Origin of the sequence: Enterococcus sp. M190262, assembly GCF_005843965.1 — a bacterium.
GTDB classification, from domain to species: Bacteria; Bacillota; Bacilli; order Lactobacillales; family Enterococcaceae; genus Enterococcus_D; species Enterococcus_D gallinarum.
On the sequence record NZ_CP040462.1, the window covers coordinates 101421 to 115256 of the forward strand.

General features: G+C 31.8%; 12 protein-coding genes, 1 tRNA gene and 1 pseudogene. 4 read left to right on the forward strand and 10 right to left on the reverse strand.

Annotated elements, in window-relative coordinates:
* Positions 1 to 155: 155 nt before the first annotated feature.
* From FE005_RS16230 to FE005_RS16240, 3 genes and pseudogenes are all read left to right on the forward strand, one after another.
* A pseudogene (locus tag FE005_RS16230) lies at positions 156 to 759 on the forward strand (helix-turn-helix domain-containing protein); the annotation flags it as partial.
* Between the two features lie 742 nt (positions 760 to 1501).
* Positions 1502 to 1575: transfer RNA gene (locus FE005_RS16235), tRNA-Ile, on the forward strand.
* Positions 1576 to 1601: 26 nt separating this feature from the next.
* On the forward strand, positions 1602 to 1799 hold the full coding sequence (locus tag FE005_RS16240) for a CsbD family protein (RefSeq protein WP_103301353.1): 198 nt from the start codon (positions 1602 to 1604) through the stop codon (positions 1797 to 1799).
* 266 nt (positions 1800 to 2065) lie between these two features.
* On the opposite strand, the gene FE005_RS17120 is transcribed toward FE005_RS16240, so the two are convergent.
* The 10 genes from FE005_RS17120 to FE005_RS16285 all read right to left on the reverse strand — a co-directional run bounded on the left by FE005_RS17120 (position 2066) and on the right by FE005_RS16285 (position 12184).
* Positions 2066 to 2371 (reverse strand): peptidoglycan amidohydrolase family protein, encoded by a 306-nt coding sequence (locus tag FE005_RS17120; protein ID WP_254697016.1) that lies wholly within the window; start codon positions 2369 to 2371, stop codon positions 2066 to 2068.
* Positions 2372 to 2399: 28 nt separating this feature from the next.
* A complete protein-coding gene (locus FE005_RS17125; RefSeq protein WP_255200751.1) occupies positions 2400 to 2600 on the reverse strand; it encodes a peptidoglycan amidohydrolase family protein in 201 nt (66 codons plus the stop codon).
* Between the two features lie 7 nt (positions 2601 to 2607).
* Positions 2608 to 2835 carry a phage holin gene (locus tag FE005_RS16250; protein WP_103301354.1) on the reverse strand — a complete coding sequence of 76 codons (228 nt, stop codon included), beginning with the start codon at positions 2833 to 2835 and terminating at the stop codon, positions 2608 to 2610.
* 106 nt (positions 2836 to 2941) lie between these two features.
* The gene (locus tag FE005_RS16255; protein ID WP_228081221.1) at positions 2942 to 3640 is read right to left on the reverse strand and encodes a class A sortase; all 699 of its coding nucleotides are present in this window, start codon (positions 3638 to 3640) and stop codon (positions 2942 to 2944) included.
* A gap of 93 nt (positions 3641 to 3733) precedes the next feature.
* Positions 3734 to 3994, reverse strand: coding sequence for a hypothetical protein (locus FE005_RS16260; RefSeq protein ID WP_103301356.1), 261 nt, complete (start codon positions 3992 to 3994; stop codon positions 3734 to 3736).
* A gap of 659 nt (positions 3995 to 4653) precedes the next feature.
* Complete coding sequence (locus FE005_RS16265) at positions 4654 to 7083, reverse strand: putative mucin/carbohydrate-binding domain-containing protein (protein WP_103301357.1); 2430 nt, start codon at positions 7081 to 7083, stop codon at positions 4654 to 4656.
* Between the two features lie 940 nt (positions 7084 to 8023).
* Positions 8024 to 8476 carry a group II intron maturase-specific domain-containing protein gene (locus FE005_RS16270; RefSeq protein WP_175413589.1) on the reverse strand — a complete coding sequence of 151 codons (453 nt, stop codon included), beginning with the start codon at positions 8474 to 8476 and terminating at the stop codon, positions 8024 to 8026.
* Between the two features lie 516 nt (positions 8477 to 8992).
* Complete coding sequence (deoB, locus tag FE005_RS16275) at positions 8993 to 10159, reverse strand: phosphopentomutase (protein WP_138372293.1); 1167 nt, start codon at positions 10157 to 10159, stop codon at positions 8993 to 8995.
* 85 nt (positions 10160 to 10244) lie between these two features.
* Positions 10245 to 10982: a nucleoside phosphorylase gene (locus FE005_RS16280; protein ID WP_103301385.1), complete on the reverse strand. Its 738-nt coding sequence runs from the start codon at positions 10980 to 10982 to the stop codon at positions 10245 to 10247.
* Positions 10979 to 12184, reverse strand: coding sequence for an MFS transporter (locus tag FE005_RS16285; RefSeq protein WP_103301384.1), 1206 nt, complete (start codon positions 12182 to 12184; stop codon positions 10979 to 10981). Before FE005_RS16285 ends, FE005_RS16280 begins: the two co-directional genes overlap by 4 nt.
* 232 nt (positions 12185 to 12416) lie before the next feature.
* Between FE005_RS16285 and FE005_RS16290 the strand changes: the two genes are divergently transcribed.
* The gene (locus FE005_RS16290) at positions 12417 to 13619 is read left to right on the forward strand and encodes a PucR family transcriptional regulator (protein WP_167757214.1); all 1203 of its coding nucleotides are present in this window, start codon (positions 12417 to 12419) and stop codon (positions 13617 to 13619) included.
* Positions 13620 to 13836 lie beyond the last annotated feature (217 nt).

Genomic DNA, 13836 nt, shown 5'->3' on the forward strand with positions numbered 1-13836 from the left:
AAAAAAATTATATACAGACCTTTTTTATGGCTCTATAATATCTAGTGTTTGTGACGCCTTCTGTTGCCAATACTTTTTTTCTAATAAATGCAAACAGACACCTTGAAATCCTTTAGAATAAAGTCGACGAAAACCATTCAAAGGAATGTTTCAAGATGTCCTATTCAAAGTTTACCAAAGAGTTATTAGATATTCTAGATCTAAATCTTACCTTTGAGGAATGCTTCCATTGTCACTATCAAAATAAGCAAACGATCATTAAATGGAGCTGGAAAAAAGTATCCATCTTATTGAATGCTGTCAGTAACTACAAGACCATTCTGCGAATTAACAAATAGCGCTTTAAATGTAAACACTGTGGAAAGACTTTTTTAGCAGAAGATTCAGTTAGTGATCGTCTCTGCTCCATCGCTCGCAGAGACAAACAAGCCATTCTTGAGCTATTAAGCGAACCTCTTTCTATGTCTTTGATCGCACATATGAAGCACATTTCTCCGACCACTGTCATTCGAATACTTCGCAGCATTCGGCCTAAAACCGTTTCTTTGAACCAGCCGTTACCAGAAGTGGTGTGTTTCGATGAATTCAAATCGGTGAAAAACGTCTCGGAGCCATGAGCTTCGTCATGATGGACGGCAAGCCCCATCAACTGATTGATATTGTGGAAAATCGGCAACTCGATCCTTTACGCGACTATTTCTCTTGCGCTACCCTAGAAAAGTCCGTAAACAAGTGCGTCTAGTGGTTTCAGATTTCTATTATCTGTTATTCAAACCACCTATTAACTAAAAGAGTAATGGACCTTGCAAGCAATTATATATAAAAATTAGTTAGTATACGTTTAAAAAATCACGATTTAAAAGTAAATCACATAAAAGCACGAACACGTATCAGAACATGTTTGAAATTTTTTTGGCACAAAATTTGGCACAATTTATCTATATAGCTTGTAGAGCTCAAATCTGCAACCAAACGATTATTAGTCATCTATTCTGAATAACTGCGCTAAAGACACCAAACAACCCACTCCGAAAAGTGGGTACTTTTGAAAGAAGAAAGTTAAATATAATCTATAAGCAAATAGTACGATAAAACAGAATATTTTTCAATAGCTATTTTACATAAAAACACCCACCCTCGGGGGAGAGTGGATTCACAGAAATAAAATAAAAGGTTTTAGGTAAATAAAGTTTAACCGATTTTGGTTGATAATTCAATAGAGTATCTTGAATACCTATTGACGAAATTTCGTCACATACTTCTATTTAATCACAAATATGTTACAATAAAAAATAAAGTGAACCCCAAAAAGGATAAATTTGATTATTTTTTATAATATGTTATCTTAATTAATAGAAAAGAGTAGCGGATAGTAAATAAGAAGACTTCCCCAAAACTTCCCAGCTCCGTTACTCTTTCATTATAGAGATGATGTTAACATCTATCTATATTTTATAGTGCCTTTTTTTGTTTTTCAAGAATAACGTGTTCATTTTATGCAGGACCTTTAGCTCAGTTGGTTAGAGCAGACGGCTCATAACCGTCCGGTCGCAGGTTCGAGTCCTGCAAGGTCCATTATTCTTTTTGAGGAGGTGATTTAAATGACAGATAGAGGGAAAACAGATAAAATCAAAGGTAAAGCAAAAGAAGTTACCGGTGATGTGACAAATAGCAAAAAAACAAAAGCAGAAGGTCTTTTGGATCAAGCTGTCGGTAAAGTGAAAGAAGTTGCTTCTGATGTAAAAGAAAAAACAGAAGAAGTAGTCGAAGATGTAAAAGAAAAATTAGATAAAAAATAGTTTTTCAGCCCTATCTTTAATAGATAGTTTGATAGTTAGATTTCTATCTATCAAACTCAATCCATCTAAAAAATAAAAAGCCGCCTTCGAAAAGACGACTTTCGCTAAAAGGTATTGCTTGACTTTATTTTAATAAAAACTTCCCCAGTAGTCAATCCATCTTCCATTTTTACTTCTACCGGTCGACGTATAGCCATAACCATTCCCACGTTTCTGGCGAATCCATACATAACCATTTGTATATACTTTATAGGCATCATAGATAATCACAGATCCGACACCAATCGTCGCAATTTCTCCTGAATTTGTTGAAGGACTTTTTCGAAGCTTGATTGCTGTATTAATTTGAAATGACCATTTTCAGCCCTCCAGCTGCTGGATGTAGCCGGAGATGTATTCAATGAGTAAAAAGTACCTTTCAAACGGTAAACATACCAGCCCATACTATAAGGACAAGTGGTTGCTTCATCATCAATCGTCACTCCATTTCTAGCATAATTACAATGAATGATTTGTGTACTACTGATAAATAGTACCACATGCCAGCGGTCCCACCTGAAGCCCCTTTTCATTATATCCCCTCTGTGGGCTTGCCACTCTCTATTCTGCGCAATTAATTGAAACCCATTCTGCCCCTAACCAGCTATGCATTGAATCTGTATTTAATACCCAACCAGCATTGCTGGCGCCAGCTTTTCTCAAACAAACATAGATAGCTCTTGAACAGTCCGCAGTCCCATCTGTTCCCGTACGCGAGTCAGACATTGAATACCGCACACCCTGATTACGTAATTGCTCCATCTCAAGATTAATTCCTATCTGATTCACCTGGTTTCTTTGGCTCTGTATATGTCATGGCTTGATCGCTATCACCGATTCCCGCAGTAGTTGGATCTGAAACAACTCCAAGAATAGCCAATAATGCAAAAACTGCATTAACAATTGCCGCAAACTGTTGATTTAAAACGATAAAATCCCATTTATATCCAAATGGCGCACCAATCGTTTGAATGAGTAAAATAGGGTGAGAAATCATTAGTATACGGATTTAAATTTCTATGAATAGAGATAAATTTCTACTATTTCGATAGTGAAATAGTATTTCACCAGAGGATGGATAAACATCAACATTCTAACCAATATTAATAAGTTTTTTGTTCCATCTCAAACACTCCTAATACTTCTTGGCTTGCTTTATCCACTTCTATTTCATCAATTAATTCTCCTTGCACAATAATTCGGTTTGTTCCTGCTAATGTATCACAAGTAAGTAATGTAACTAATTTTTTATTAGGTACATCATCTAAACATTGAACATCAGTCGGTGAAACTATCTCAATGTTAGTAATTCTATAGATATAAATCTTATCTAAATTTGTTAAGTAAATTTTTTCATCAATCTTTACTTTAGTTAGTGGTGTAAATAATAAATCTTTTTTATCTGCGTGATGACTAGCTAATCCATAGTTTCCTTTCCCCATTACCTGTGTTTCGCTTACCGTTCCTGCCCCCCATAATAAGGCATCATTTGATAAACCTTTAAAAATAGGTAAATTTATTCCTACACTTGGAACAGCAACACCTCCAATAACAGGAAACCGCTTGTTGCTTAATTTAGCTTTCAAAACAGCTTCACTACTAATTGGAGCAACATCATCAAAATTAAAAGAAGCGTCCTTTTGCTGCTGATTTTTCTCAATCTCTTTCCTGTTAAAATTGTTAACAGTATATTTTTCAGTTGTTTGTTTTATTGTAAAATCCTTTATTTGCTTATTAAAGACTAAAGCAAATCCTACAAGGAATAAAAGTACTAGTAAAGAATTAATAAGAATTTTTTTCAAAAATTTCCATCTCCTTCTTATAGAGTTATAGTATCACAAATGAAAATATTTGAGATGGATTATAAGAAAAAAGAGACTTTAGGTTAATTTATTTTATCCTAGTGCAAAATATAAGAAAGTAAAATAGGCCATAGGCAATAGATTAACTATTAATACAATGCAAGCAACTCTTCTATTCATTGTGTTTCTACTTTCAAAAAGTTCTAATATTGAAAGTATAATTCCACAAATACCTATAATAAGTACAGGAACAAGATTAGAAAATAACATCCAAAGCCAATCTGTGAAAATTACTATATTTACTAGTATTCCTATTAACATACCTATTATATTGATTAAATCAATTTTTTTCATTACCTATTTCTCCATTATTCAATTTGAATTACTTATACTATAACAATTCTAAACTATTTACCTCAAAAAGTGCAATAAATTATTTCTGAACAATAAAATGATAGTCAAAACAAAAAATTTATTGTTACTCGTTCAAAACCATCCACCATTTTTACGATTACATGTATTCATACAAACTATTTATGATACTATAAGAAAAGTACTCTAGTTATTTATAAATAATTAAAAAAACTAGTTGAAGAAATCCATCTATTATTTTTTATTTCCATTAAATACTATAAATATTTCCGCTAGATTAGCCAAAAAAATTTTTACTAGGAAGTATATCTAAGATCTCTCTATCACTTTTTAACTAAATATACTATGTCATAGGCCTGACTTAAAATATATCGCAATGCTTTTCAAACAAGGTAAACAATAAAACACTGTACAACTGCTAAAAGAAAGATTGTACAGCGCCTTATTCAAGATCAAAATACTGGTTTTTAAAATAAAGAAAACATTTTCCTCATATAATCTCATTCTAACAGCTTAAGAAATATGGTAAATAAAAGGACCACTAATAAAGATTTTTTACCTTGATTATATAATGTGAAATTAAAGAATATTGACATCAAATAAAATTTTTATAGATTATCATAATCTTTTCTTAACTATTTTTATTCTTTTATATCAGTACTTGAGCCAATATCCTTAGATATAATTGGATAGTCTTTCAAAGATTCGTTCATACTTTTTATAGCCTCTTTATATTGATCACTATCCTTCGCTCCCGACAATAACGACAATTTATCATTCCACGCATGATAATTTAGTGGTTCTACCTTTAATGATTCATTCAAAAGTTTCAATTTATCAGAATTATTTGTCTTTATTGCTGATTCATATCTAAAATATTCAGATTTTCTATATTCATCTATATGAGAAGAGAAATAGTTATTGATCTGTATATAAGGAAGTGTAGAATTATAATTACCGCAACCCTTCCATCCATAAACATCGTATCCGAGTTGATAATTATGATCGCTGTTTAAATATATATATGCACAATGTCCTGGTTGCCCAACAGGAAAAGCTGGCACACCGTATGCTTGTGCTAAAACGCAACTAAGCTTGGACATAGCTCCACAAACTCCACCATATTTAATAACTTCTTTTATAGTTGGATTAGGGCCGTAAAAATTTCCACTCTGAACACTTACTCCAGTTTCAGGATTTTTCATAACATATTTAATTAGAGTATAGCCTCTTGTAATTCCTGATCTAGTTAACATATCTGGTTTATTTTGCTTCATATAATTTCTTAACCAGTTCATATCATCATCAGTTATTTTAGCATTTACTACATTTCTTGTTTCCTGTACAGTTAAATTTGTAAAATCTTCAAAAAGAAATCCTTTTTGAAGAGCATCTTCATAATTTAAATATCTTTTGATTGGATCAATTTTCAAAGAAGAATTATACCAAGCACTTACTTCTTTGTTAAACTCCATAGCAACACTAATAGCAATTTTTAAATTAGTTCCCTGATGTGACTTATCAGATTTATTCCATATTTTAAACCATAATTCAAAAGCTTCTTTTTCATTTTCTAAATTATATGGATTTTTAAATTGGTATGAGGACATTCCCCCTTGATTAGATGTTGTTGTATAACCTGCATCTAAGTATAATTGCATAGCTTCAGAATTTCCATATAGCCAATTTAAAAATGCTTTGTGCCTATCATCTGCTTTTATAAAGCTATCCAAATATTCTTTCGTCAGTCTCGTTTCAATATTTTTTTGAAGTGTTCCATTCATTTTTTCATTGAATAAAAAAACTTTAGATAATCCTTGTTTCCCAATTCGGATCTCTACCATTTTCTCAGATAACTCAATTGGTTTTACTATATTATTATCGTCATAACTTTTTACTCTAGAACTATGCTCAGATCCAGTTAAGCGAATTTTATAGCCTATTTCAAAAGGAACTTTTTCTGTTTCAGCCTCTAATTGTTTATTCCCTATAAAATCCTTACTGTAAATTACTTTATCTTGCAAATCCAAAACTTCGATTTTCTCATAAGAGCTAGTAAAATACTGATGTGGCTTCACATTATTAGTAACCAGTGTCAAATTCATAGTATTGTAATCTACTTTTAGCGTCGCATACTCCGAGTTACCTAATCCTAAAAAATGTAAAATTCGATTTTTATCATCTATTCTTTCTAACTTCCCATTTCTTACCATATACATATATGGATTAGTTTCATTTTGCTTCAATTGATCGTTATGATTTGTTACAAATCGACTAGGTTCTGTTTTATTAATTACTAAATAATAACCTTCTTTTAGATCCAATGCCTCAGACTGTGCCTGCTGCAATTGATTTCCTATATATTTTTTACTATAAACTGTATTTTTCTTATTATCCATAACTGTAATTGTCGTATATTCTTTATCAATATAGGAATGCGGTTTCACTGCTTTAGTAATTAATTTACAGCTGTAGCTTTTATCAGCATAAAAATATAGTTGTGCAAACGTTGAATCCCCTAATCCTTTAAAAGTAAATTCCTGTAATAAATCCGTAGCTCGAGATAGCAATGTAAGTATTTCTTCTTTTTGAGAATCAGTTGAATTCCCTACTTTTTCTTTTAATTTATCAATCTTTTCTTGAGTCACATCTTCTGATAATTTTGTACATTGCTCATCTGAAAATAAAGATGTAACATCGATTTTTAATTGATCTAATTGAGAAATATTTAGAGAAACATCTGAATCATTATCAGACCTATATTCTTTTGAATTTTTAGAATTATTTTTTTCTTCACTATCACTTGATTCAAGTGTCGCTGAACTATCTATCTCTGTAGATGAGGAATTAGTGATAGATTCTTGAACAGTATCTTTACTAAACATAGATTCACTGCTAGAAACTGATTTTTCCGAGGAATTCTCAGTAGATGATGAAGAATATACTATACTACTATTTTTTTCTGATACTTCTTTATTACTATCATCATCTGCATGGGAAATTGTAGAAATTGCACTAATTCCGAAGAATATTCCCATACATGTATATACAATAATTTTTTTTGATTTCATAAAAAATCCTTTCCTATCTTGTAAGATATAATCAATATTAAATGGTGCTTATTATCGTTTTCAATCAAATTGATTGTCGTAATAAATAGATACCTGCTCAATTGAAAGAAAAAATAACTTTTAAGATAATTAAGTCATAATCAGAAGGCAAAAAACTAATTTAATAAGAAAAGAGAAGTACATTTGTACCATAGATATTCTTTAAAAATGTTTATTTATTCAAAACCCTCAAACTTAGACTGAAATTAAAAATGAAACGAATATAAATTATATTTGTTATTAAAAGCGATCGATATTCAACTTATAATTAATTAATCAATTTTGTAATAATCTATCTATTTTGCTTAATATATCAAGAAAATTCCTCCTGTATTTAATAATAAATAGTTATTATATTCCCTCCTTTTATTTTCTATAAAATAAGTAATGAAGCATAATATTAACACTATAGTTTTCTATATTTATACTTCGAAAAGAATTATAATACTAATAAAAACTCAAAATCAATACATTTTTGTCAAATAATTTATATATATTATGGTGCTTAAATTGAACACAATAATCACTAAAATAAACTAATTCATCTATGGAAAAATCATTTATTTAAAATGGACTGCTTAATACATGGTTTTTATCTGCATTTTTTAAATCAATAAAAAATAATAATTCGAAACAAATATAAAGAACACGTAATCTTTATATTTGTTTTTTAAACACCATTAAAAAACAAAATAATTGATTGGTTGTATTGGAAAGACTTAAATCATTCTAATTACTTTTAGAAAACGGATTGCTTTTTAGCCTCTCTAGATGGGCTTAATCACTTGATAGTACTTTAAAAGGGATTTTTTAGTATCAGCAACAGCTCATAACCTTATCTTTTTTTAATCATTTAATAAATAGCCCAAACTGGAAATACTAATTTTGTATGATATTCTCACTAACAATTAAATATGGTCAAGTATGATGTAACTTCAATGATTTTAACATCTTTCATCTCATACAATTTTTTAGTATCTGACTGATATTTACTCTTAACCATCTTATCGGTGCCAGATTCATATAATTGATTTTCTTTCCTACTTGCTTCACTCTTATTAAATTTCATGAAATAGTTGACCCATCCTCGAATAACGGGATTCAGAATATTCAACAAACGAATGTGCGAAAATAAAGACGATGAAATAAACACCCAATCGATTTCCAAAGGAATAACCCCAAAACTTAAAACTACTTTCTTCATTTGACTGATTATTCTACAATAAACAATTTTGCTTTTTTCTGGATAATTTTCAAGAAAATATTCTTTTATTCTCTTTGCCAATTCTTTCCTAAGATGAATCACTTGTTTCTTCATTGCACAATGAATCAAGTCATCATCTGCATATCTCATCCATAGATTTTTTGGAAATATCATTCTCATCTATAAATCAAATACATAGTATATATACATTAGTTAAGATGGGACTTATCCCCCCTCCTTGAGATGTTCCAGAATCCATTCTTCACTTTCGTTCATCTCTACAACACACACATCTAACACTTTTTCTTATTGCCTTTTCTATAATATACGCTCAATACTGCAATTTTTGATTATAGCACTTATAAATGGGTTATAGCATATACTTATATACCGACTATAGAAACCTACTTTCATTCTTTGAAAAAATTATTTTTAAAATACCTTTTCCCTCTCAATTTCCTCGCATTTAGGACACCCTATGTGCTAAACTTTTATCTTTATTAGACAAAAAACTAGGCTAGAATGAGGTTCATTCTGACCTAGTTTTAATTTTACACATCCCAAAAGTAAAAAATCATTAAAATATGATAGTCTTGCTTCAATAGAAATATAGTCAAAATCCTATTTTTCTATCTAATAAACAAAAACATTTAAAAGTGTTAATTATCATTTTAAAAAATTTAAAAAACTTGTTCCATTTTCTGTTGCCGGTACCGCAAAGTTTTCTGCAATTGTTGCTGAAATATCGGCATAATGGACTTGGGGTAGTTGGCCTTGTCCTTTAAATTGTTTGCTGTAAACCAATAATGGTACATATTCTCTTGTATGATCAGTCCCAGTAAAGGTTGGATCATTCCCGTGATCGGCTGTGATCATTAATAAATCATCGTCAGCCATGGCATCCAGAATCTCTGGGATTCTTAAATCGAAATCTTCAATCGCATGAGCATAACCGACGACATCCCGGCGATGGCCGTAAAGCGCATCGAAATCAACTAAATTAGTAAAACTTAGGCCGGTAAAGTCTTGCTTCATCACATTCAATAGCTGATCCACACCATCCATATTGCTCTTTGTTCTTACTGAATCAGTGATTCCTTGACCATTGAAGATGTCATTGATCTTTCCGACAGCGATGACGTCTTTGCCAGCATCTTTCAACGAATCCAACACTGTGTGTCCAAAAGGATCCAGTGCATAGTCATGCCGGTTGCTTGTCCGGGTGAAGTTTCCTGGTTCACCAACATAAGGGCGAGCAATGATGCGGCCGATCATATATGGTTCATCTTTGGTAATATCACGCACATATTGGCAAATGCGGTACAATTCTTCCAACGGAATGATTTCTTCATGAGCTGCAATTTGCAAGACTGGATCGGCAGACGTATAAACGATCAAATCGCCTGTTTTCATTTGGTGTTCACCGTAATCATCAATGACTGCTGTACCGGAATAAGGTTTGTTGCAGACGATTTTACGTCCAGAAAATTCTTCGATTTGTTGCAGCAATTCTTGAGGAAATCCGTCAGGAAACACACGAAACGGTTTTTGAATATTCAAACCCATGATTTCCCAGTGTCCAGTCATGGTATCTTTTCCGACAGAGATTTCTTCTAGTTTCGTTGCATAGCCGTCATGGTCTGCTACATTTTTGACACCATCCAGCGGTCGGATCGTACCAAGACCTAACTGCTCCAAATGAGGAATCGTTAAACCAGCTTCTTTGGCGATATGTCCTAATGTATCAGAACCAACGTCACCAAACTTTTCTGCATCGGGCGCTTCACCGATACCTACAGAATCCATTACGATCAAATGTACACGTTTAAACATCTCAATTTCTCCTAACTTACACACAAATATAAACTAATTTTATCTAGAAATAACTATCCGTTAAGATATCCTTCTTTAAAAAATATCATTCGACAAGACAGGATAATACAACCTCTGATGCAGCTTTATGAATACGTTGGTAATCTTCATCATTTGCCCATCTTTCATTTTTTCTACTCACATGAACAACAAGACAATTCGCAACAGGAATGTTATATAGACTTCCTAAAAGGAATAGTACTGCCGTTTCCATCTCACAATTTAGAATATTTCTATCTGTCCAGTAGTCCATATACTCTTTTTTTACACTTAAAGCAGTAGAAATATTAGGTGTTCTACCCTGCCCAAAGTAATAAGTTTCTGAAGTCAGTCCAATCCCGGTATGTGTCTTAAAACCTGCTTGTTCTGCTTTATTAATAATTGCAAAAGTTAAAAGAGGATTTGCTACAGCAGGATAGTTATCAGAAACATAGGCACCTAACATTCCTGTTGTTCTTGCCATACCATTATTAATAATTAGATCACCAGGTGCAATTCCATCTACCCAAGCACCACATCCTCCGCAACGAACAATTTTTTTTGCTCCATTTTCAATTAATTCAGTTACTGCAATTTCAGTGGATCCTGAACCAATTCCTGTGGAACAAATTGATACCAAATGGTTTTTCCACAAACCAGAAACAACAACAAATTCTCTGCTATCAACTAATTTCTTTTTGTCACGCCAATCTTGAGAAATTAACTCAACTCTTCCAGGATCCCCCACAATTATGGTTGCTTCTCCAAGGTCCCCATATTTAAGACCTTTCAAATGTATACTCATTGATTTTCTCCCTTCTTCATTTTTAATGATAATACAGACAGTAATGACACAATATATAGAACTGACAAAAATAGCATGGCAATAGTCAAAGAATAGTTATCTAAGAAGAAACCAATGAAAACTGATGAGAATCCACCCACCGCTCTTCCAATGTTAAAAATAATATTATTTGCGGTTGCTCTAATATGGGATGGGTAAAGGTTTCCGACTATTGCACCATATCCTGCATTCATACCATTGCAGAAGAATCCCACTGCAGCTCCACCTATTAAAATTGCCGTACCTGAGTCAGCAAACGAATAGATAAAGACAGCAATTGCTGAAGCAATCAAAAACAAAGAGTAAGCGAATTTTGCTCCAACTTTATCCATAATTTGACCAAAAAAAAGCATGCCAACAGACATTCCAACAATTGTAACAATCATCCAATAAGATGATCCCGATACAGTTAACCCTACTTTATTCTGTAAAATAGAAGGCAACCAGTTCATTAATCCAAAGTAACCTGCTACTTGTGCGATAGCCATAATTGTTAGACGGATGGTCACAGAGGCTCTTCCTTCTATAAACAGATCTTTAATTGAGGGCTTGACTTGTGTTTCCAGCACCTCTTTTTTCCATTCTTCTGGTTCTTCTAGTTTAAAATGCGCGTAGATTGCTAAAAAAATCGGTAAAGTACCAAAAACAAAGAGTGCACGCCAACCAAATGCTGGGATAATAATAGCTGCAGCAATTGCTGCTACAATACTTCCTATTTGACCAGAGATTGTTACATAAGAGTTGATACGACCTCGTTTATCACTTGAAAAGCTGTCAGCGATCATAGACATAATAACTCCATATTCTCCACCACCTCCAACGCCAACTAAAAATCGAAATAAGTAGACAAGATAAATATTATTAGCAAAAGCCATTGCTCCTGTAGCTATTGAAAAGATAGCTACAGTAATTACAAAAACTCTCACGCGCCCCCTTCTATCAGCTAAGGTGCCAAATATAATTCCTCCTACAAGCATTCCAATATTAGTGATTGTTGAAATAAATCCTCCGGCCGCTCCATTTATTCCAAAATCAGAAATCATAGTTGCTAGCACAAAAGACAACAACATTGTACTCATGCTTTGCAAACCTAAACCACTCATAGAACTAAAAAGAACTTTTTTCTGCTCTTTAGTTATTTTTGAATCATTTGAGAATTCCATAAAAAACCTCCATAATACTTAGTTTAGATGAAGCGCTATCAACGCTAACAGTGTATCATCTTTTTTTTATTAATTATATTGGACTTAATACTAAAAAAATAAGCACTTTTTTGTATAAAAGTCCAAAAAAAAATATCTTTTAAACGATACCATTGCATGTATCCACATATAGTATATAATGGGTCTTGATTTATTACTGAAAAACTCAATTATTTTGTATGAGGTGGATAAAGTGATTACATTAAATCAACTAATGAGCCAAGTAAAATTGCCTATCGAGCTAATCAATGCTCCTGTGGAATTTAATAATGCAATCAAATCTATCACAATCATGGAATCACCTGAAGTGAAAAAATGGCTTCAAGGTGGTGAATTCATTCTAACTAGCTCTAAAACATTTACAACTGATTTTGAAACACAAGTACAGTTATTAAAAGATTTAGTTACACTAAAAGCAGTCGGATTAGCAGTAAAAATATCTAATAATCATTTCTATTTTTCTGAAACAGCTTTAGCCTATGCTAAAAAAGAAAACTTCCCTATATTTACAATTCCTGACAATGTAACATATCTAACAATCATGGATCAAGTCAACTACATTTTATTTACAGAAAGAGAAACCACTTTTTTAAAAGAAAATTTGGCAAAATACCTATTAACTACCCAAATCAAATCGGCTTCTTTAAAACAACTTGAACATTTAGCAAAATTGAGTGATCATACAAAAGTAACCGTTTTACATGTGGGTCCTAATATTGATTGGTTTCAGACATCACCAATGATTTCTCAGAAACCAAATTATTGGAAAAATATACAACAATTATTATTATTATTAATTCAACGACTAGATAATTTAGTCGAGAAAAATCAATTAACAGATTATCTTTATACAAATGATATTAATTCAATTAGCATTATTCTCATTTCTGAAAATAAGACAGATAAAAAAGAATTACTCTCTGCAGTAGAGAATGTAAATCAGAATTATCTTTCAGCAATAAAAGATGATTTAATTGTCTATTATGGATTAAGCGATAACGTTTCTGTATATAATATTGTTGAAGGATATAGACAAGCTACATTTGCCCATAAAATAAATCAATTTATTTGTGCAGATTCTCCTATCCTAATATACTCCACTGTGGAGTTTTATGATGTGATGAATAGCCTTTCAGATACAGAAATTGCAAACCATCTGATGAATCACTTGAAACCGATTGCTGATAACAAGCTGCTTATGGCAACACTGCAAACATTTTTTAGAAATAATGAACAGTTAATGAAAACAAGTGAAGAATTATTTATCCACATAAATACGTTGAGATATCGTTTGAAAAAAATTAAAGTATTGACAGGTTTAGATTATAATAACACAAGTGATAAATTGAAAATGTTTTTAGGAATCGTACATTTTGAATTAAATAAAATGAAATAAAAAGCCTTCCTATATAGATCACCAAACTTGCATTATAATTCTTTAAATGCTTTCATATTAAGTCTTATTTATACCTGACATGGTTAAAATATTTATTTTAAAGCTACATACTACACACGCTCTGTTGTTTTAGGATTATAAAACTACTTCCAGTCTTCAGAAGAAAACTTTTGCCAATATCAATACCTAATTTTTATTCCAAGCCATTTTCTTTTCA

Coding starts and splice junctions, on each gene's coding strand:
- FE005_RS16240 (WP_103301353.1), top strand. CDS start 1,602: ATGACAGATAGAGGGAAAACAGATAAAATCAAAGGTAAAGCAAAAGAA.
- FE005_RS17120 (WP_254697016.1), bottom strand. CDS start 2,371: ATGAAAAGGGGCTTCAGGTGGGACCGCTGGCATGTGGTACTATTTATC.
- FE005_RS17125 (WP_255200751.1), bottom strand. CDS start 2,600: ATGGAGCAATTACGTAATCAGGGTGTGCGGTATTCAATGTCTGACTCG.
- FE005_RS16250 (WP_103301354.1), bottom strand. CDS start 2,835: ATGATTTCTCACCCTATTTTACTCATTCAAACGATTGGTGCGCCATTT.
- FE005_RS16260 (WP_103301356.1), bottom strand. CDS start 3,994: ATGAAAAAAATTGATTTAATCAATATAATAGGTATGTTAATAGGAATA.
- FE005_RS16265 (WP_103301357.1), bottom strand. CDS start 7,083: ATGAAATCAAAAAAAATTATTGTATATACATGTATGGGAATATTCTTC.
- FE005_RS16270 (WP_175413589.1), bottom strand. CDS start 8,476: ATGAGATATGCAGATGATGACTTGATTCATTGTGCAATGAAGAAACAA.
- deoB (WP_138372293.1), bottom strand. CDS start 10,159: ATGTTTAAACGTGTACATTTGATCGTAATGGATTCTGTAGGTATCGGT.
- FE005_RS16280 (WP_103301385.1), bottom strand. CDS start 10,982: ATGAGTATACATTTGAAAGGTCTTAAATATGGGGACCTTGGAGAAGCA.
- FE005_RS16285 (WP_103301384.1), bottom strand. CDS start 12,184: ATGGAATTCTCAAATGATTCAAAAATAACTAAAGAGCAGAAAAAAGTT.